Raw genomic sequence first — 16222 nt, forward strand, 5'->3', positions numbered from 1 at the left:
ACCTACTTAACTAGTGCTAATAAATCAGCCTTTAAAGTAACACCAGTATGATCAATACCATGCTTATCTAAATAAGCTGTAATCTCATCAATGGTATTATCACCGGTTGGCTTACTGTCGCTATCCCCGTTTCCTGACGGGGTTAAGCTTTTGGGGTAACAGTAGCTACTACAACATTTTTATCATTGTAAAGGTAAGCTGCGTAGTGTTCATCAGCGGTAATTCCAGTGGTTTTAGTGTAGATGTCACGTTGAGTTTCAATAGCAACACTACGTTTTGTAACTAATTTAAGAGCTGGTTGAGCTTGGTTAACCTTTACGAAGAGTGCTTCGGTATCTGCAAGTTTCTTAGAACGAACAATTTGGACGCCTAGAACATCAAGATAAGTACCACGTACTAATTGATCAGCTCCAGCTTCGGAACCCAGCTTTTTATCAATAGCATCTTTTCGAATTAAAGCGGCAGTCTTAGGTGAAACAATTAATACAACAGGTGAATCATCTTCATCGTCAAATACATCTAAGCCAGCTTGTACCCCATCAATAGATGGTTCCATGCTTACTGTTTGAGTACCAGCTTTTGCAGCAGCCAATAGATCACTATCAACCTTATCTGCGATTGAAAGACCAAGTTGTTTAGTGCTTTCTCCAATTGGATCACCTAAACCACTTAGGACAGCTTCGTCAGTAATTTTTGTACCCTTACCAGCTTTCTTTACCGTAACTTCTTTACTAGTAGTACCAATTTTATCAGTAGGAATAGCTTCGCCTTCTGGGACATCAGCTGCTTCACCAATGTAAGTAAATGCTGGGAATTTTAAAGTATTTCCCGGTTGTCCTTGTAAAGTTGAATCAACCACTGCTAAAGGAGTAAAACGGAGTGCTTTTTGTAGTTCATATGACACAATTGGTGCCATTACTTCTGGATTTACTAAATCTGTTAATTGTGTTTCTGTCATTTTTAATGACCTCCTAATAATTTACTAAAGTTTTCTGGATTTTCTTTTGCAAGCTTAGCTTTTTCGGCATAAGACATTTGATTAAACTCTTCTGCTGTAAAAGTTTTAACTGGCTTACCAGTTGCGGTTGGTGTATTACCCTTCAAAAACGTTTGCTTTGTTTCTGAACGAATTGTGTTAGCAAAGTCAATCAAGGCTTTAGCGTTCGCGTAAGTTTTCTCATCGTCAGTATTAACCACCATTGATAAAACATCATTTCCAACGTTTAAACCTGCTTCTTTAAAGACTGCATCAGTTTGTTGGGTACTTTCAGCAAGCTTGAGCTTAGTTTCAAGAGCTTTAATCTTATTATCCTTTTCAGCATCAGCTTGTTTAGCCTTTTCTGCTTCAGATAATTTAGATACAGATTTCCCTTTCTTAAGTTCTTCTAGTTGTTTGTTAGCTTCTTCCAACTGTTTGGCATAGTCATTCTTTTCAGACTGTTCTTTGCCAATTCGTTTTTGTAACTTTTCAACAACTTTGTCAGAGTTAACTCCACCCTTAGTTTCTTCATCTGCAGATGGATTATCTTCAACTTCAGTTGCTTCTGTTGCTTGTGTTTCTTGATTGTCTTCCATGGATAGAACCTCCTAAAATCACGCATTTAAAGTCTTGGGAGACTAGTAAAATACACAGATTGTTCTTTAACGTCTGCAACACATGGAAAAAGACGGTATAAAAAAAGCACTCACAAAGATGAATGCTTATTCATTAATTAAATTATTTAAGTATTCCAACGCTGTGAATGTCCAAATCAAATTTATAAAGGAACTGTTATTAAATCCCTTAGCTTCTAATTGTGATTCATCTGGCACGTATGCAGACAAGCTGCAGCGACAATTAGGGTGTGCCGGCAAATATGGAACTTCAGTAGTTGAATAAATACCCTCACCTAAACCATCATTGTTTTCTGAAATATCAGTACAAATCTGACAGGCTGTCGGCTCTGCTATCCAATGACAATAGTTGATATCATATTTTGTAAAGCTGGCTAACTGAACTTGAGTTTGAACTCTGGCAGACTCGGTACGTGCTATTCTTTCCGCAGCATATTTAGAATTACTTACCTTATCACTAACCTGTTTTCTTAGATCACGAGCAATCTCAATCGGAGATATACCTCTTACCATTTGTCGGGTAAGTAAGACATCTAATTCAGCTTTCAAGGCTGATTGGTCTTGCCAAATACGACTGCTAAAAGTAACATCACCAGTTTGAGCACTGATTATCTTAGTTAGTTCTTTAACGTCAGGTTTAGCCTTATTTTTGCCGAGAATACCAGCTTGTCTTGTATACTCGGCTAACGCATCTGACTTTAGCTTATTATTAATCTCATTGTTAACATTAATCCCAGATTGCACGATATCTTGCCCAATCTGAGCTTTTAACATCTCTAATCGATTAATCCTCATAGTTGCATTATAAAGTCGCATACGAGCATTAACTTCGTCAGTAAAATCAGCATAACTAACTTTGCCATTCTTCTTATAAATATCATGAGCTTGTTTAACTAAGCTCTTAGCTTCATTTTCAAACTTAACTATATCTACTGATTTAACTTTAGCTTTTGCATCAGCCATCGTATAACCATTGTTCTTACCAAGATTAATGTATTCCTTATTAATCCTATCCATGATGTCATCAGTAAGCTTGTTGTAATGCTGTGCAAGTATCTTATCGAAATCTTTATCATTCTTGATGTTCTTAGCTATCCAAGCACGCTCTTCGCTTTCACGCTTTTTCCAATAATCATCGTTCTTCATAATTATTCACCTTGTTGATTTGTTTGGTTAGGCTGTTGATCAGTGACATCACCATTGGCACGCTTAGCATTCTTAACTTCCTCAATGTGTTCATCTGTCATACGCTGAATTTCTTTCTTGGGATCATCAACGAATGATAATGTACCGAGTTGTGTTTCCTTGCTGACAATACCTTCAAGAGAACGAGCTGTATTAGCTTCATCAGCAGTATTAACAGGTAAGTTTTGATAAAACTTAAATGATAGGTCTTTCCATGCGTCTACATGGTCATTCTTAAGAATGGTATCAACACTAAAAATAGTTTTGAATAGTTTTCTCATTGATTGAGTAAACTTACGTTCTTTATTAACAGCCATGTTTTGCATAGGTAATAACTTATACTTCAAAGCAACACCAGAACTATTACCCGCAAAGGCTTGATCATTTAAATTGGCGACCATTGAAATTTGATAAATAAGATCAGTTAATCTATCAATCAAATGTTCTTGCATATTATCGCCATCAGGCTTAGTAATAAAACTTATATCTGCATCTTTAGAGGCTTCTTCTGGGCTATAAAACACTTGATTACCATCTAAGTTAAAGATTGGATTACCATTTTTATCTTTAGGTAGTCTTAAACCAGTAATCTTTAGATAAGCATTATCAAAATATTCATTTTGGTTAGCCTTTTGACTCAAAACGTTATCTAGCGCTTCATTAAGCGTCATGATGTCATTAATTAGCCCCTGTTTATAAACGTTAGAGCTAAACTCAACAGCTGGTACAGCATTAAATGGATTAATTTCTGAATTAATATCATTCATTAAATATTTATCGTCAAAGTTGTATTGCTTGTCAGCAAAGTACACTGTCCCATTAACTTGACTATTGCTATTAAATGAATAACGAACGTAAGCAATTTGGTTCATTTCAACAGTGTCATCGTAAATGATGAATGAACTTTCTGGACTTGTATAAGTTATCTTTGTGTTGCTATTTTCATCTTGATAAACAAAAGCAATTGAGCGCCCATAGATATCACATTGACGACTAATTTCGCTTAATTTATCGGCAAAGGAGTTGCTACTTAACCAGTTCTGTAATTCCTCATTATCTTTTTCATTATTGAGTGTAATGTTAGGCGGAACCCCGATAAAGTAGCCGTTAAACGTTTCTACAACATACTTAGTAAGATTAGCCATTAATCGGTTATCTGGTCTTAAATCGCCTTTTTTAGGCTTGCTTAGAATTGGATGATTACCTAAATATTCATCTTTTAATTTCTTTAAGGACGGCATTAATGTTTCATTGTGATACTTAACGAAGTTTTGTAAATCATCTGAAGTTAAAGCTTTGTCTTTCGGATAAATAAAGCTTCCATTATCATCAATTTCACAATTACCATTTAATATAGAAATGCTTTCTGTCATACTCTCACTCCTTTAAATAAAGTTATTCTTGAATATCATTGCTTTAGGTGTTGCGTGTCCATTAATTGGATCTAAAGCATAACGGCAAGCATCAATACAATGGTTATAGCTATCAACAGGATAGTTAGTATATTCATTAGTTTGCTTGTCTTTCTTGTATGTGTAGTTTTCTAATTCTTCAATCAATTTCACACATCTATCGTCAACTACAAACTTATATTGGTTCATAAATGCGATACCTTGGACAATTGAGTCAGCACCTTTTAACGCTGGCTTAATTCTATAAATTCCATCTCGTCTAATTTCAGCAATTGACTTTTGTTCAGCAGCATCAGCAGTAATGATTTCTTTTGCATATCCCATTTGTTTAATTGCTTTAGCGATGTCATCATTCAGCATGTGTTGCTTAACGTACTCTTCCATAAAGTAAATAATTTTATTCTTCTCATCTACTTTTAAATGCATGAATGCAGACGGATCATTAGTAAACCCAAAATCAAGTCCAAAGTAACTAGGTAAACTAACCATTTCTTGATTATCTGCATTAAGACGTCTCTTTTCGTAATGTGGGAAGACTAACTTATCAAGTGTTGCAAACTCGCCTAATGCATAAATACGATAGTATGCGGGATTACTTTGCTCCAATTGTTGGATAGTCTTACGAGTTCGTTCATCAAGGAAACGATTGTCATGATAAGTAGAGTGAATAATCTTAACGTCTGGTTGTTTCTGTTCAAAGAAATGTTTATATACCCAATTAAGTTTGCTGACTGGGTTAAACATTAGAAAGATCTGTTTGTCTTTATGTTTACGTTCACGAAGTCGCAAAGTAAGTTGTGTGTAGTCATCTAAATTAAATTCAGTTGCTTCTTCCATGACAACATCAGATAAGCCTTTAACTGACTTAATTTTCTCAACATCATCTAATCCAGAGAATAAAAAAACAGCCCCGTTAGGTAGCTGTATTTCATAGTTTGATTTATTTACTTTACATCGCGATAGCAAGCCTAAATCACTCAAACAGGACTGTACATCAGCAAAGATTGACTCTTTAACTGTTGCCCCAACCTTACGAAGCCAAAGTATCTTACGTGGATATTTCCATTGTTTACATGCTTTAAGAATAACCTTTTGAACAACACCGTGTGACTTACCCGAACTAGCTCCACCATAGTAAACTTCAGTGAAGTTAGCGTAATCAAATAAGCCTTTCAAGAATTGGTCATTGAATACTCTTTTAGGGTGTGGAAACTCAAGTTTAATCGCCATCGTCGTCACCGCCAATCACAATCTTAATATCAGATGAATTGATATCAACACTATCTTTCCAAAGTGAGTAACGCTTACCAATTAATTCAGCAGCTTTAATTCTGTCTTTAGTATTAGTCGGCACTTCGATTGCGTCACCATTACCAGCAACCACAACTTCTTTAACTTTGCCCCGCATTACGCTTGTCAATAGCTCAAGTACTTCTTTTTGATCAGCAATCTTACTATTAGATATTTCAGTCATTTTTTCGTTGATGTAATTTCTAATGTTAACTTTTGACAAGTTATCGGCACCAATCTGTCGTGCTGTTTTATCACTGTATCCAGCATTAATTGCTGATTGAGTAGCATTACCGGTTTTTACATATTCATCTGCAAACTTCTGTTGTTTAGCCGTTAGTTTGATATCAATTCACCTCCTTTAATTATAAGGTATAAAAAAAGACATCTAATTAAGGATGCCATTATTTTTATTTAGTCATTGATTATTATTTACTATCGAATTATCTATTTCTTCTTGTTGTTGAACAATTTGTGGATCATACTGACCGTTAGTATTTTTCATCCAATTATCATCAGTAGCTTTATCTCCACTCTCAAGTTGATTAGGCATTGCAGACGAATTAGTTTGTTCATTAGTTGATAGCTCTTTATCTACAGCATTCTTATGGATCTGCATTGCTTGATTATAAAGTTGACTTTTAGTGAATGCTCCTTGTTGCTGGTCTGAATTTGATTGGTAATTATATGATTGATTATCATTTCGATTAGTCGGATCACTTTGTTGTTGATTACTCAATTGTTCGACATTGCTCTTATCATCCTGTTCATCATCTTGTTTAAATTGAATTTTTTTATTATCCTGGCTATTGGTCTGCTTTGTTTTTGGTGATTTTGTCCCTATTGTTGAATGACTTCTATATCCAGCATAAGCGCATCCACCTATAAAAACTACAGATAGCATAATCCAAATAAATACTTTTTTAATCATAAAAATTCACTCCTTATAAGTCTCATATTAAATTATACTAGTTATTAGCAATAAGGCTTACATATTAATTAAAAAAATAATTTATTGAAAAAACTACCGTGTAATCACTAATCGCATTTCTGCGAAACACAGTAGTTTTTAACGAGATATGAGCGATACAACTCAATAATAAGTTGTGGAATTGCACCACAATGAAATAAGCAGTTATTGTTGAATATTTAAAAATGTTTAGGAGTGCGTCATCTTCAATACTTATCTCAATTTCTAAATCTTATTACCTATATCAAGAACAGATGTAATTAGCACCCAAGGTTTTCGAGCCCAATGGCGAGTAGCGGATTTGAACCGCTCGTGTCCATAACTCGCCGCCGATGAGATTTAATAGCATAATAACTAAATCTTCCACAATACATATTATAGTGCATCAAGGTGCAACATGAGTCCGGAAACGGTTTGGAAATAGTCTGATAAAACTCCGGTCTAGTTTTTTTTATAAACTGCAATATCAATCATATTACCTCTGGCATCTTTAAAAGCTGGCATACACTCAGCAAATACAATTAAAGCTTGTCTCTTATTAGCATAGTACTGTGATTTTCCCATATTCAAGTCCAACATAATTGCCAAATCAGAAATACCTTCACATAAATATGTATCAGTAATGATTTTTTGATAAGTTGGATCTTGAATAATTGATACAACATCTCTAATCAATTCACAGTAATACATTGCATAATGGCGTTCTTCTAACTTATCAATAATCTTTTCTTCTTGTGCATTACCAACAGTAGCAGATTTAGGCATAGCAGATATAATTGGGCTTTTTAGTGTTATTTTCAAACTCAATTCCATCTTATGAAATGATGAGTAGTTTCTCAAAACTTGTTTTGCGTTTCTAATTGTTTTCTCGTGGTTTAAGCTTGGAAAGTGCATGAATTAACCCCCGTTTAAATGTTATAATAACAGTATCTTACTAATGTCGGTCATTTAATTGACGGGCTTTTTTTATGCTCATTTTTAAAATAATAGTGCAAAAACTCTAATCCTCTAACATATTTACAAATAAGCGAATTGCTACTGCACTGGTTACAAGGTCAATTTCATTATCTGCTTTGTAGCACCAATCATCTCCGATAAGGATTAACTTATCGTCTTGTGCAAGAACTTTGTCTATCCCACATCTACGTTGTAAGTAAGTCATAATTTCTTTGCTTTTCCTTTGCAGGTCTGGAGTTTCTGTATAGTTAATCATCTTCAACCTCCACAGCAAATTGTTTTAATTGTTTAAGTTGTGGATCGCTTTCAATTTCTTCCATGGTAAATTGGATAGGCTTACTAATAAGCTTATATTGCCAAGTGTAGTAATTAAGCTTAATGTCATCGTCATCTACTTCATATGTCCAATCTTTGCCTATTTTGGAATAGTTTTTTCTTACTAGATAAGAATTACAACCATCTTTATCAAGAAGTGGGCTTTTAATCACATACTTTGGGTTTCCAATTTCATAGTCATATAAAATAGCACTAATAAACTTTGTAGCGTTATGTTCAGATTTTGAAAGCCACTTTCTAATTTCTAATGGGACGTCTTTACCATAAAGTGTTAACAATTCAGCTCCGTACATTGAATATTTAATTTTAAATAAATTAACATAATCAGCCACAAATTGTGGAATTATTGGCAATTCTATTTCTTTTTTAGTCATGTTTATTCACTCCTATTTAACTTTTATATCATCTAAATAAATAGATCCATCCCAGTCTTTTAATTTGTTAATCATAAAATCAATTTGTACTTGTCTAGCTTTATTACCAATCCATTCACCCATATTAGGTAATGGAATTAAATTTGCATCATATGCATCAAAAAACAAAGTATCAGACATTGTTTTCTTTTTGTTTAAAAGCCATTCAATAGTTTCGTAATCTTCACCAAAAGTGAAACCGGCTTTGTATTTTTCAATAACTTGTTCTTTAGTCATGTTTATTCCCCATTCTTTCGTTGATTTCTTTAATTTGATCAGGTGTAAATTTATTCATCATAAATTGGCTTAATTTTCTAGTCTGGATTTGTTTATTAATTGTTTCTGCAGTACTGCATATAATTCCTAACACAATAATTGCAAACATCATTTCTGCTAATAAAATCATCTATTTTTACTCCTGAAGTATTTTTTCAATTGTTCTATTACTTGCTTCTGATTAGTGATTAATTTTCCGTCAATAGCCCTAGTTTTCGTAGTTACTTCCACTCATTTTTATCGTTGCCTTCGTTTTCTTTATCATTAAGAACGGTTTCCATTAATCCCATGAGTTGTTGTTTAATCTTTTGTGCAGAATAGAAGCTTAATAACTTTTCAAAAATTGAAATTCCAAGATAAATGCTGAAAAGCGTTAATGTTAAATTGATTAATGTGTTCATTCTCTCCAATTCAATTGATTTCTTTAATTTCTTCTAGAATCTTTAAAAAAATTTTTAATCATCTACTTTACCTACTGGAACAACGTCTTCTGGTTCAATCATTAGGTTTTTTAGGTCGGAAAGAGCTAAATCAACTTGGTGTCTATTAAATTTAGTTTGTGTAAAGTCACCTTCAAATTTACTATCAATGAAATATTTATCATGTTTCTCATCGTAATTGATAAAACAATCATCGCTATCGATATCTTGTCCCAAAAAAATATAATATTTATTTTCCATTCTGTTTCTCCAGTCTTTTTACTTGTTAATTATTACTAAAACTCGCTTTCTTCAAATGTTTTCGTGCGATAGTTATACTTAGCAATCGTTACTGGTATGTGATAAATACTTTCAAATAATGTCATTCTCAAACTAGCATCAGTGGTTATCTTCGTTGGCTTAACGTCGATAACTTTTGTCATATTCCCATCATCGTCATAGATCACAAAATCTGGACTATAAACTCGATGACGTTTATTCTTTTTACCAACTTTAAATTTAGGAATAATCTCAAAACTCTTATGGCATGTAAAACGCTTTTTGAGCAGTTTAATATGGCGTTGGTAATATAATGCCTCTGCCTTGCTGTCGAACTTGATACCGTCAATAATTTGCCTTTTTGCATGATATTTATTCGACTTATAGCGCTTGATTATCATCATCTAAATTCGTCTAGACTAACACCTAAAGCAACAGCTATTTTTGACATCAAGTCAAAGCTAGGCTTTTTTATTTTTCCATTTTTTAGATCATATATTGTTGAACTATTCTTCAGACCCATTATTTCTGATAATTTCTTTGGATTTAACATACGTTCATCTAATAACGGCTGTATTTTTTCCCACATGATTGAGTCACACTTTCTTGTTATAATTAAGTAACGACATAACGTTATATATGAGGAGTGATTTTATGAGTAACGATTTTGACAATGAGGATTTTCTGGATCCCGAAACGCGTAAATTAATAAATAAGCATTATGAATTAGTTAAGCCAATAATCGATATAGAAAAAGATATTCCGAGATTTCCAACACCTTTACAAAAAGTTATTGATAGTTATAACGATGTTGAATCCGCATTAAATATAAATGGATATTCTCAGAAAAGCCCTATATATTATGCAATTGATTCTCTCAGTAAAAATATTTCTCCATTCAAAAGTCAAATTAATATGATTAATTCACTAATAAAGACAATTAATCCACTATACGAAAATTCATTAAACATAATCGCATCACAAAATGCATTGTTAGGTAATTCTATTTCAAATGCTTTAAATGCTAAAAATTACTTAGACGTTAAACAAGAACTAGATAACTCATTATCACTACTTAATGAACATGAATATGAAGAAGTTTTTAATGCTATAAATAGTCTTCTTGATGAAGCTCCAAATGATACCTCTAAAAAGAATGACGAAGTCGTTCAAACTGAGCATGGTATAAGCGAAATAACTAAAAAGAGCGGCGTGAGTAGCCCACTTAACAATATAGAAAAAGCCAACAATCAAACTAAGATGGTAAAAAAGCCATCCCAATCCAATAAAACATCGATAAAAAAACATATTCTCTCCTTAAACCAACAGCAAATTAATAAAGTTCTATTTTCTGCGCTAGATGTTATTACTAGCCCCACACTAAGTTATATTTATCAAAACGATCCAACTCAGCTGCTATATACAGAAATACTTGCAAATGCATTAATAGTGATACTTTTATATTTAAACTCTCCTAAAAACTAGAACCCAAATTAAGGTTCTTTTTTATTTTCCTTGTGCTTTTTGATTATCATCGATTAAGATTTTTAAGCCTTTTCTCAAGTTCATCATTTGAAGTAGCATTATCAATTGACCGTTTATTAATTTGAACAACGTTACTATCTTCATCAGCCCAACTGGGCAAGGTTTCCCTAACGTTTAAATTAGATTTAATGCTAGGTGGCTCTGTATCGAAATCATCTTCCCAAGAATGTTGATTAAAGAACGTTGAACCATACTTAATGTACTGAGCATCAACGTTGTGAGCTTTAATCTCTGCACGATATTTAAGTATTCCATCTTGGACTTCTTTAGGTGTAGTTCCTGAGTTAACTGCTTTTTTATATGATTTCAAAGCTGCTTGCTTATCCTTTTTCTTTGGATAAAGTTTCCAAAGCTTTTCAAAATCATTTTCAATTTGTTTTGCGGTAGTTTTGCGCTTTTGCGCAATAGTATTTCTTTTGTTTTGTTTAGTTTTGTTTTGTTTATTTAATGCGCTACTGTTTTGAGTACTATCTTGGTTACTACCTTGAACACTGTTTTGACTACTACTTTGATTACCTTCTTGACTACTAACTTGGTTACTATCTTGCATAGCCAAATTAATAACTCGATAAGAAGTAGCTTTTGTTCCCTTAGTTTTAAAATCAATAAAACCATTCTGCTTTAAAACATTTCTATCTTTGTTTATCCCTGAACGGCTTAAACCAGATAGTGATTGTAGCGAAAGATTAGCAACAGTAAACCATTCGCTCCAACCAGTCTTATTGTTTACGTGCATTAGTGCATGCCATAATGCAATTTCACCGGTACTTAGTGGGTTTAAGCTTTGCTTATCATAGAACGCTAAAATCTGTTTTATATAGTTCATAATGGTCTCCTTTCATCAATATAATTGGTTTCCCACCAATCAGGCATAATCAGCATACTGGCTATTAAAAATTAGAACGGTAAATCATCATCAGTAACATCTATTTGATCTCCACCATCAAATGGGTCATTACTACTTTGATTTCCATAACTTGTGTTACCTTGATTAGAAGGTTGGTAATTGTTTGCTGGTTGGTTGCTATTCTTTGGTTCAAGCAAAGTAAAGTTTTCAACTACAACTTCAGTAACGTAAATTCGTTGACCTTGATTATTTTCATAATTACGTGTTTGTAATCTACCTTCAACACCAAATAACGATCCTTTGTGTACAAAATTTGCTAAATTTTCAGCACTTTTACGCCAGATAACACAATTAACAAAGTCAGCTTCTTGATCACCGTTACTATTCTTAAATCGACGATTAACAGCTAAATTAAACTGTCCTACTGCTGTTCCAGATTGTGTATAGCGCAAATCAAGATCTCTAGTTAAATGTCCTGTTAAGACAACTGTATTAATCATTGCCAACCCCCTGTTTTTGCTTAGCTAGTTCTTTTTCAATGTTTTGATCAAGATAACTTATAATTTTCTTAATCTCAGAAACATTTGTTGTTTTACGTGCTATCTTGTTAGTTTCATAAACCATTTTTCCTGTTGTTTGAGCATCAAAGCCAATCATTTTTGAATAAGCTGAAAGCTTTGTTTTAACTTCATTGTTTAAATTTTTGATTTCTTCAATTGTTTTTTGTTTATTTTCTTTTTTTTGATTATTAACTGGTTGTTTGCTATTTTGTTGATTGGATTGGCGTCCTTGAGCAGATCTATGTTGTTGATTAGAATAATTATTATCATTTCTTGATGCATTTCCATCATCATCAACGCTATCTGTGATACCAAAGGCAGTTGCTAATGAATAACGACTTGCATAAGTCTTAGCTGATCCATATGCTTGAGCATCATGTTTACCACCTACTGGAACAAAGAAAGGATCGAACTCAATATATTGCCCAGATGAATGAGTCATAATCGTTTGGATTCCGACCACGTTTTGTGCCTCTGTGGGTACAGAGTTTTGAAAGAAAGCTAACCCTGTTCCATCAAGCGCATCATCAATTGCTTTTGTTACACCAGTCAAATTAACGTAATTGTTTTTAAAATATGGATTGGTAGCATTCTTGGCTGGTTGTTTTAATTTCGTTCTAAAGTCATTTAAAGATTTGAATATTTCTTTTCTCTCTTCACTGAATTTCATAACCTTATCCTCCTATCTCAGGCTTAAGTTTTCACGCTCAACAATTTTTGCTCCACGCAATACCACACCGCTTTGAATTGCTTTCTTAATTGCAGTCTTATTAGCCTTTGGAGTTGGAGTGATAAAGTATTCTGACGGAATTAAACTTTCATCAGTAATCTCTACTGCTTTAGATGGACGAAATCCCGCTTTATGGAAACTAGTTTCAATCTTCTCTTTATTCATAGTTTGCATTGCATAAGAAAGCCGTTCTTTTAACTGTTTAATTAAATTAGTATTGTGTTTCTTAATTGAACTTATTCTTTTTGTTTCTTTATCGATTGAATCGTTATCAGCTTCTAAGCTATTAACGAAACTTGCATAACCATCAAATTTGTTTTTTACAATGTCTTCAAAATCAAGACTATCAAGCGTATCTTTTAACACTTCCGGATCATCGCTGATAGCATCAATTTTTTTGTATAAATCTGTAATTTCGTATAAGCTTGCCATGTTAAAACTCCTTTGATTAAAGTTTGTTAGCCTCTTCTTGCAATTCTGCTTTTAGTTCATCAATTTTTTTGCATTTACCGATGAGAACGTATTTTCCTTCCTTGTTCTTTTGTGCTACTTTCGTATTTAAAGCTCTTGTTTCAGCATTTGCTATCTTTCGTCTTAATTGTTTAATTTTGTTGGTTTTAATTAACACAGTTTCAGTCATTTTTTCTTCTCTCCAGTTTCTCTTCTAATTCAGCATTTAATTTAACTAACGTTTTATTTTCAACCATAATTTTCTCTTTTCAGATTGAATTAATTGACCATTACTGTTAGAACTAATCTGTATTAAATATGAACTAGCTTTTAGGTCATTCGCATTCGTGTGTGAATGATCTTTTTTTATGCACTTTTTTAGAAATTGTCTAAAAATTTTGTTTTCCCTTCTGTTCGTATAAGCTAAGTGCGCTATCAACATGTCTGATGTCATATGCGATGTGACTACTACGATCTTCTTTAATTCCTAGTTTTTTAATAAAACTATTGAAACTAGTCTTATATGGATCATAGTGATAGCCTTTTTTAGCTAAATAATCTTTTAATTTAATACCTGATAAATGTTTTGGTTCAGAAGACATTTATCTCACCTCCTCCTTAAAATGATTTCCCCGTCGTTTATTTTGTTCAATTTGCTTTTCAACTTGTCTTTTATCAAACCATTCAGCAAATTTAACAAAATTAATAGATGCTGAAATTGCCAATAATATGAATAACCAGTTGCTAGCTACTTCACTCATGGTTTCATCTCCTTTAATAAATATTTCTTTTAGTTTGATATACTTTCTAATTAGAAAGGTGGTGATCATAATGGATAATAAACAAGTTGCTTTAGAATTAACTAAAGCTTGCCTTACTTTTATGTCAGATTTAGCAATTTCTACAAAGTCTAGTGTTAAAACAAATGTTGATTTCCCAATTAATACTTATAAACACTATCTTGCAGAATTAAATAAATCTAACGATGACGAAAATTAATCTCTTCGTTTTTGGTTAAATCAACAGAGTTAGAGATCTTCATGCTACTTGCGATAGTGTGGAGGTCCTTTTCTATCTCCCACAAATAATCTAGTAAAGATTTAAAATATTTAACCATTAATCAAGCACCTTCTCTCTTAATAACCTTGGAACAACTTTCTTAAATTCATCAGGAAAGTAATATATTGATGTACCGCGACCGCCTGATTTAGTCTTTTTTCTATGTTCAATAGCTCTCATTTCTGGAAGATTGGCTATTTCTTGCCAACCGCTTACAGACTGACAAGTCAAACGTCTAGCTTCCTTTGTATCAATTAAGAGCAAGTCATTTCTTGCTGTTTTAAAAAATGGTTCAAACAAGTTTTTCAGAAAATCAATAACAATAGGCTTTATTAATTGACCTAATGAAATATCATTCATCTAAATCACCTCTTAAAATTCATTAGCAGCTTCTGCTAATTGATTACTAACTTCATTCATTTGTACTTTTACTGCGTTATCTAATGCTTCATCAGGTAATCTTTTAATAACGTCTTTTGGAACATTTGAAATTTGCATTAAAATATTTTCTTGCTGTTTTCTTGACTCTTTTGACATAATTCAATTTCCTTTCGTTTGATATAATCACATTAGGAAGGAGGTGATTACAGTGAATAAAGTGCAAATTAAGCTAAATAATGGCGATCTTTTTCTTATTGAAGAATTGAAATCTATTACTTACGGTAAAACTGGCTTTCCAGATAAAAAAATCGAAAAAGACTTTCAAAAATTTAATTTAAATGAAGCTCAATCCAATATTATTTTTGAAGGTAAAACTACATTAGTAACAAGACCTAAAGATATAATCTACGTTTTATTTAGCTAATATCAGTTTAGATAGTTCAGTTATGGTTGCCGCCATTTCTGAGCTATTTTGATTTCCAGAAATTTCCCAATCAATTAGATAATTTAGATAATCAATCAATTTTTCTCTAACAGAAATAGAATCATATTTGCTTTCCATATTTGCATCTCCTTTCGACTATAAATTTCATAAATCAACCTAACTATTTCAAACGAAACTGAATAATAAATTCTTCTATCTCGTTTGAACGATTTTGAATTAAGTCACGCTCGTGTTCCGAATATTGATTTAAGTGTTTAAAATCTACATCTTCCAAAGATTGAAACTTACGACTCACACTCGTAGGTTTCTTTTTTTGTTCACCCATTACATAGCTCCTTCAATTTTCTTAATAGCAACCTCTGTATATAACCATTGGGATACTTCTTTGTTTGAATACTGTGACTTATTACTAACCCAATGACCGTATTTGTTTTGGCCTGGTTGTTCAGCTTTCAAATCCAAGCTGTTAGCAATACGTCCAACCTTATTTGCAGTAATGTCTAACTTATCGCCAACTTCTGTTGCTGAATAATACTTTTCTTGCATGATTGGAACGATATGTTCACCAGTGATGATCTCAATTGCTTTAGCAACCGCCATTTCTTTAGCTGATACAGAACTAGTCATTTCAGCACCTTTGTAAAGCAAAGCAACTTGTCGTGATTTAGCGTTTTCTTTCATAACTGCTAACCGTTCTTTTTTCATTTGATTAGTTTCATCCAACTTGGCTAATTGTGAATGGCTCTTAATTTGTTTTTCCATGGCGTTAAATGCTTCGATGTATTTAAGTTTGAATTTCATAGCTCTTTTACCAGTGAAACCCATTGCCAAAACTGTAAAACCATCGCGATTCATTAAATATGCTTTTCTATCTCTACCGTATGAATCTGGAATATTGGTTTCTTGGAACATCTGCTCAAAATTGAGCACATCTTTTTTGAGATTATTAATATCTCTGGATACATTTCTATGTTCTTTTTCAGACGTTTCAGCAACTTGAAGTGAACTTGTTACTGCTTGTTGGTCTTTCATTACTACTAATTCGTTCATGTTT

Annotated in this window: 31 protein-coding genes; 3 read left to right on the forward strand and 28 right to left on the reverse strand. The window is 32.8% G+C overall.

Features of this window, described 5'->3' with window-relative positions:
• Positions 1–142 precede the first annotated feature (142 nt).
• From ACQW5G_RS01190 to ACQW5G_RS01265, 16 genes are all read right to left on the reverse strand, one after another.
• A complete protein-coding gene (locus tag ACQW5G_RS01190) occupies positions 143–958 on the reverse strand; it encodes a N4-gp56 family major capsid protein (RefSeq protein WP_429971285.1) in 816 nt (271 codons plus the stop codon).
• Positions 959–960: 2 nt separating this feature from the next.
• On the reverse strand, positions 961–1575 hold the full coding sequence (locus tag ACQW5G_RS01195; protein WP_429971286.1) for a capsid assembly scaffolding protein Gp46 family protein: 615 nt from the start codon (positions 1573–1575) through the stop codon (positions 961–963).
• 126 nt (positions 1576–1701) lie between these two features.
• Entirely contained in the window at positions 1702–2760 is a 1059-nt protein-coding gene (locus ACQW5G_RS01200) for a minor capsid protein (RefSeq protein WP_429971287.1), read from the reverse strand.
• 2 nt (positions 2761–2762) lie between these two features.
• Positions 2763–4172 (reverse strand): phage portal protein, encoded by a 1410-nt coding sequence (locus ACQW5G_RS01205; RefSeq protein WP_429971288.1) that lies wholly within the window; start codon positions 4170–4172, stop codon positions 2763–2765.
• Between the two features lie 12 nt (positions 4173–4184).
• Positions 4185–5441, reverse strand: a complete 1257-nt coding sequence (locus tag ACQW5G_RS01210) for a PBSX family phage terminase large subunit (protein WP_429971290.1) — start codon at positions 5439–5441, stop codon at positions 4185–4187.
• Entirely contained in the window at positions 5431–5853 is a 423-nt protein-coding gene (locus ACQW5G_RS01215; protein ID WP_429971860.1) for a terminase small subunit, read from the reverse strand. The genes ACQW5G_RS01210 and ACQW5G_RS01215 overlap by 11 nt, the downstream gene beginning before the upstream one ends.
• A 66-nt stretch (positions 5854–5919) precedes the next feature.
• Positions 5920–6432, reverse strand: a complete 513-nt coding sequence (locus tag ACQW5G_RS01220; RefSeq protein ID WP_429971291.1) for a hypothetical protein — start codon at positions 6430–6432, stop codon at positions 5920–5922.
• A gap of 480 nt (positions 6433–6912) precedes the next feature.
• Entirely contained in the window at positions 6913–7365 is a 453-nt protein-coding gene (locus tag ACQW5G_RS01225; protein WP_429971292.1) for an ArpU family phage packaging/lysis transcriptional regulator, read from the reverse strand.
• Positions 7366–7471: 106 nt separating this feature from the next.
• Entirely contained in the window at positions 7472–7684 is a 213-nt protein-coding gene (locus ACQW5G_RS01230; protein ID WP_429971293.1) for a hypothetical protein, read from the reverse strand.
• Positions 7677–8138 (reverse strand): DUF1642 domain-containing protein, encoded by a 462-nt coding sequence (locus tag ACQW5G_RS01235; RefSeq protein WP_429971294.1) that lies wholly within the window; start codon positions 8136–8138, stop codon positions 7677–7679. The genes ACQW5G_RS01230 and ACQW5G_RS01235 overlap by 8 nt, the downstream gene beginning before the upstream one ends.
• 12 nt (positions 8139–8150) lie before the next feature.
• The gene (locus ACQW5G_RS01240) at positions 8151–8414 is read right to left on the reverse strand and encodes a hypothetical protein (protein ID WP_429971295.1); all 264 of its coding nucleotides are present in this window, start codon (positions 8412–8414) and stop codon (positions 8151–8153) included.
• Entirely contained in the window at positions 8407–8583 is a 177-nt protein-coding gene (locus tag ACQW5G_RS01245; protein ID WP_429971296.1) for a hypothetical protein, read from the reverse strand. Before ACQW5G_RS01245 ends, ACQW5G_RS01240 begins: the two co-directional genes overlap by 8 nt.
• A 91-nt stretch (positions 8584–8674) precedes the next feature.
• Positions 8675–8854, reverse strand: a complete 180-nt coding sequence (locus ACQW5G_RS01250; protein WP_429971297.1) for a hypothetical protein — start codon at positions 8852–8854, stop codon at positions 8675–8677.
• 54 nt (positions 8855–8908) lie between these two features.
• Positions 8909–9133, reverse strand: a complete 225-nt coding sequence (locus ACQW5G_RS01255; RefSeq protein ID WP_429971298.1) for a hypothetical protein — start codon at positions 9131–9133, stop codon at positions 8909–8911.
• A gap of 35 nt (positions 9134–9168) precedes the next feature.
• Positions 9169–9555, reverse strand: a complete 387-nt coding sequence (locus ACQW5G_RS01260) for a DUF1064 domain-containing protein (RefSeq protein ID WP_429971299.1) — start codon at positions 9553–9555, stop codon at positions 9169–9171.
• Positions 9552–9740, reverse strand: a complete 189-nt coding sequence (locus ACQW5G_RS01265) for a helix-turn-helix domain-containing protein (protein WP_429971300.1) — start codon at positions 9738–9740, stop codon at positions 9552–9554. Before ACQW5G_RS01265 ends, ACQW5G_RS01260 begins: the two co-directional genes overlap by 4 nt.
• Positions 9741–9805: 65 nt before the next feature.
• Here ACQW5G_RS01265 and ACQW5G_RS01270 point away from each other — a divergent pair, with 65 nt between their 5' ends.
• On the forward strand, positions 9806–10636 hold the full coding sequence (locus ACQW5G_RS01270; RefSeq protein WP_429971301.1) for a hypothetical protein: 831 nt from the start codon (positions 9806–9808) through the stop codon (positions 10634–10636).
• A gap of 46 nt (positions 10637–10682) precedes the next feature.
• Here ACQW5G_RS01270 and ACQW5G_RS01275 read toward each other — a convergent pair whose 3' ends face one another.
• The 7 genes from ACQW5G_RS01275 to ACQW5G_RS01305 all read right to left on the reverse strand — a co-directional run bounded on the left by ACQW5G_RS01275 (position 10683) and on the right by ACQW5G_RS01305 (position 14044).
• Positions 10683–11522, reverse strand: a complete 840-nt coding sequence (locus ACQW5G_RS01275; RefSeq protein ID WP_429971302.1) for a hypothetical protein — start codon at positions 11520–11522, stop codon at positions 10683–10685.
• A 71-nt stretch (positions 11523–11593) separates the two neighbouring features.
• Positions 11594–12043 (reverse strand): single-stranded DNA-binding protein, encoded by a 450-nt coding sequence (ssb, locus tag ACQW5G_RS01280; protein ID WP_429971303.1) that lies wholly within the window; start codon positions 12041–12043, stop codon positions 11594–11596.
• On the reverse strand, positions 12036–12773 hold the full coding sequence (locus tag ACQW5G_RS01285; RefSeq protein ID WP_429971304.1) for an ERF family protein: 738 nt from the start codon (positions 12771–12773) through the stop codon (positions 12036–12038). Before ACQW5G_RS01285 ends, ssb begins: the two co-directional genes overlap by 8 nt.
• Before the next feature lie 12 nt (positions 12774–12785).
• Complete coding sequence (locus ACQW5G_RS01290; RefSeq protein WP_429971305.1) at positions 12786–13265, reverse strand: siphovirus Gp157 family protein; 480 nt, start codon at positions 13263–13265, stop codon at positions 12786–12788.
• A 16-nt stretch (positions 13266–13281) separates the two neighbouring features.
• The gene (locus ACQW5G_RS01295) at positions 13282–13473 is read right to left on the reverse strand and encodes a hypothetical protein (protein WP_429971306.1); all 192 of its coding nucleotides are present in this window, start codon (positions 13471–13473) and stop codon (positions 13282–13284) included.
• Positions 13474–13672: 199 nt separating this feature from the next.
• On the reverse strand, positions 13673–13885 hold the full coding sequence (locus ACQW5G_RS01300; protein WP_429971307.1) for a hypothetical protein: 213 nt from the start codon (positions 13883–13885) through the stop codon (positions 13673–13675).
• Positions 13886–14044, reverse strand: coding sequence for a hypothetical protein (locus tag ACQW5G_RS01305; protein ID WP_429971308.1), 159 nt, complete (start codon positions 14042–14044; stop codon positions 13886–13888). It lies immediately after the preceding gene.
• A 70-nt stretch (positions 14045–14114) separates the two neighbouring features.
• Here ACQW5G_RS01305 and ACQW5G_RS01310 point away from each other — a divergent pair, with 70 nt between their 5' ends.
• Complete coding sequence (locus tag ACQW5G_RS01310; RefSeq protein ID WP_429971309.1) at positions 14115–14282, forward strand: hypothetical protein; 168 nt, start codon at positions 14115–14117, stop codon at positions 14280–14282.
• 117 nt (positions 14283–14399) lie between these two features.
• Here ACQW5G_RS01310 and ACQW5G_RS01315 read toward each other — a convergent pair whose 3' ends face one another.
• Entirely contained in the window at positions 14400–14702 is a 303-nt protein-coding gene (locus ACQW5G_RS01315; RefSeq protein WP_429971310.1) for a hypothetical protein, read from the reverse strand.
• Positions 14703–14714: 12 nt separating this feature from the next.
• Positions 14715–14879: a hypothetical protein gene (locus ACQW5G_RS01320; RefSeq protein WP_429971311.1), complete on the reverse strand. Its 165-nt coding sequence runs from the start codon at positions 14877–14879 to the stop codon at positions 14715–14717.
• Between the two features lie 52 nt (positions 14880–14931).
• Here ACQW5G_RS01320 and ACQW5G_RS01325 point away from each other — a divergent pair, with 52 nt between their 5' ends.
• A complete protein-coding gene (locus ACQW5G_RS01325; RefSeq protein WP_429971312.1) occupies positions 14932–15147 on the forward strand; it encodes a hypothetical protein in 216 nt (71 codons plus the stop codon).
• Here ACQW5G_RS01325 and ACQW5G_RS01330 read toward each other — a convergent pair.
• Genes ACQW5G_RS01330 through ACQW5G_RS01340 form a run of 3 tightly spaced genes read right to left on the reverse strand, consistent with a single transcriptional unit; the run spans position 15136 to position 16218 of the window.
• Positions 15136–15285 carry a hypothetical protein gene (locus ACQW5G_RS01330; protein WP_429971313.1) on the reverse strand — a complete coding sequence of 50 codons (150 nt, stop codon included), beginning with the start codon at positions 15283–15285 and terminating at the stop codon, positions 15136–15138. The two genes, ACQW5G_RS01325 and ACQW5G_RS01330, sit on opposite strands and share 12 nt — an antisense overlap.
• 43 nt (positions 15286–15328) lie before the next feature.
• Entirely contained in the window at positions 15329–15493 is a 165-nt protein-coding gene (locus ACQW5G_RS01335) for a hypothetical protein (protein WP_429971314.1), read from the reverse strand.
• Positions 15493–16218, reverse strand: a complete 726-nt coding sequence (locus ACQW5G_RS01340; RefSeq protein ID WP_429971315.1) for a Rha family transcriptional regulator — start codon at positions 16216–16218, stop codon at positions 15493–15495. Before ACQW5G_RS01340 ends, ACQW5G_RS01335 begins: the two co-directional genes overlap by 1 nt.
• Between the last annotated feature and the right edge of the window lie 4 nt (positions 16219–16222).

It is taken from the genome of Fructilactobacillus sp. Tb1, from assembly GCF_050500285.1.
Classification (GTDB): Bacteria; Bacillota; Bacilli; order Lactobacillales; family Lactobacillaceae; genus Fructilactobacillus.

Excerpts from the sequence above, each read along its gene's own strand:
- ACQW5G_RS01320 (WP_429971311.1), bottom strand. The coding sequence starts at position 14,879 with ATGTCAAAAGAGTCAAGAAAACAGCAAGAAAATATTTTAATGCAAATT.
- ACQW5G_RS01210 (WP_429971290.1), bottom strand. The coding sequence starts at position 5,441 with ATGGCGATTAAACTTGAGTTTCCACACCCTAAAAGAGTATTCAATGAC.
- ACQW5G_RS01255 (WP_429971298.1), bottom strand. The coding sequence starts at position 9,133 with ATGGAAAATAAATATTATATTTTTTTGGGACAAGATATCGATAGCGAT.
- ACQW5G_RS01290 (WP_429971305.1), bottom strand. The coding sequence starts at position 13,265 with ATGGCAAGCTTATACGAAATTACAGATTTATACAAAAAAATTGATGCT.
- ACQW5G_RS01225 (WP_429971292.1), bottom strand. The coding sequence starts at position 7,365 with ATGCACTTTCCAAGCTTAAACCACGAGAAAACAATTAGAAACGCAAAA.
- ACQW5G_RS01265 (WP_429971300.1), bottom strand. The coding sequence starts at position 9,740 with ATGTGGGAAAAAATACAGCCGTTATTAGATGAACGTATGTTAAATCCA.
- ACQW5G_RS01230 (WP_429971293.1), bottom strand. The coding sequence starts at position 7,684 with ATGATTAACTATACAGAAACTCCAGACCTGCAAAGGAAAAGCAAAGAA.
- ACQW5G_RS01200 (WP_429971287.1), bottom strand. The coding sequence starts at position 2,760 with ATGAAGAACGATGATTATTGGAAAAAGCGTGAAAGCGAAGAGCGTGCT.
- ACQW5G_RS01315 (WP_429971310.1), bottom strand. The coding sequence starts at position 14,702 with ATGAATGATATTTCATTAGGTCAATTAATAAAGCCTATTGTTATTGAT.
- ACQW5G_RS01275 (WP_429971302.1), bottom strand. The coding sequence starts at position 11,522 with ATGAACTATATAAAACAGATTTTAGCGTTCTATGATAAGCAAAGCTTA.
- ACQW5G_RS01340 (WP_429971315.1), bottom strand. The coding sequence starts at position 16,218 with ATGAACGAATTAGTAGTAATGAAAGACCAACAAGCAGTAACAAGTTCA.
- ACQW5G_RS01220 (WP_429971291.1), bottom strand. The coding sequence starts at position 6,432 with ATGATTAAAAAAGTATTTATTTGGATTATGCTATCTGTAGTTTTTATA.
- ACQW5G_RS01235 (WP_429971294.1), bottom strand. The coding sequence starts at position 8,138 with ATGACTAAAAAAGAAATAGAATTGCCAATAATTCCACAATTTGTGGCT.
- ACQW5G_RS01205 (WP_429971288.1), bottom strand. The coding sequence starts at position 4,172 with ATGACAGAAAGCATTTCTATATTAAATGGTAATTGTGAAATTGATGAT.
- ACQW5G_RS01335 (WP_429971314.1), bottom strand. The coding sequence starts at position 15,493 with ATGGGTGAACAAAAAAAGAAACCTACGAGTGTGAGTCGTAAGTTTCAA.
- ACQW5G_RS01260 (WP_429971299.1), bottom strand. The coding sequence starts at position 9,555 with ATGATGATAATCAAGCGCTATAAGTCGAATAAATATCATGCAAAAAGG.
- ssb (WP_429971303.1), bottom strand. The coding sequence starts at position 12,043 with ATGATTAATACAGTTGTCTTAACAGGACATTTAACTAGAGATCTTGAT.
- ACQW5G_RS01250 (WP_429971297.1), bottom strand. The coding sequence starts at position 8,854 with ATGAACACATTAATCAATTTAACATTAACGCTTTTCAGCATTTATCTT.
- ACQW5G_RS01330 (WP_429971313.1), bottom strand. The coding sequence starts at position 15,285 with ATGGAAAGCAAATATGATTCTATTTCTGTTAGAGAAAAATTGATTGAT.
- ACQW5G_RS01285 (WP_429971304.1), bottom strand. The coding sequence starts at position 12,773 with ATGAAATTCAGTGAAGAGAGAAAAGAAATATTCAAATCTTTAAATGAC.
- ACQW5G_RS01300 (WP_429971307.1), bottom strand. The coding sequence starts at position 13,885 with ATGTCTTCTGAACCAAAACATTTATCAGGTATTAAATTAAAAGATTAT.
- ACQW5G_RS01310 (WP_429971309.1), top strand. The coding sequence starts at position 14,115 with ATGGATAATAAACAAGTTGCTTTAGAATTAACTAAAGCTTGCCTTACT.
- ACQW5G_RS01240 (WP_429971295.1), bottom strand. The coding sequence starts at position 8,414 with ATGACTAAAGAACAAGTTATTGAAAAATACAAAGCCGGTTTCACTTTT.
- ACQW5G_RS01245 (WP_429971296.1), bottom strand. The coding sequence starts at position 8,583 with ATGATTTTATTAGCAGAAATGATGTTTGCAATTATTGTGTTAGGAATT.
- ACQW5G_RS01270 (WP_429971301.1), top strand. The coding sequence starts at position 9,806 with ATGAGTAACGATTTTGACAATGAGGATTTTCTGGATCCCGAAACGCGT.
- ACQW5G_RS01195 (WP_429971286.1), bottom strand. The coding sequence starts at position 1,575 with ATGGAAGACAATCAAGAAACACAAGCAACAGAAGCAACTGAAGTTGAA.
- ACQW5G_RS01305 (WP_429971308.1), bottom strand. The coding sequence starts at position 14,044 with ATGAGTGAAGTAGCTAGCAACTGGTTATTCATATTATTGGCAATTTCA.
- ACQW5G_RS01190 (WP_429971285.1), bottom strand. The coding sequence starts at position 958 with ATGACAGAAACACAATTAACAGATTTAGTAAATCCAGAAGTAATGGCA.
- ACQW5G_RS01295 (WP_429971306.1), bottom strand. The coding sequence starts at position 13,473 with ATGACTGAAACTGTGTTAATTAAAACCAACAAAATTAAACAATTAAGA.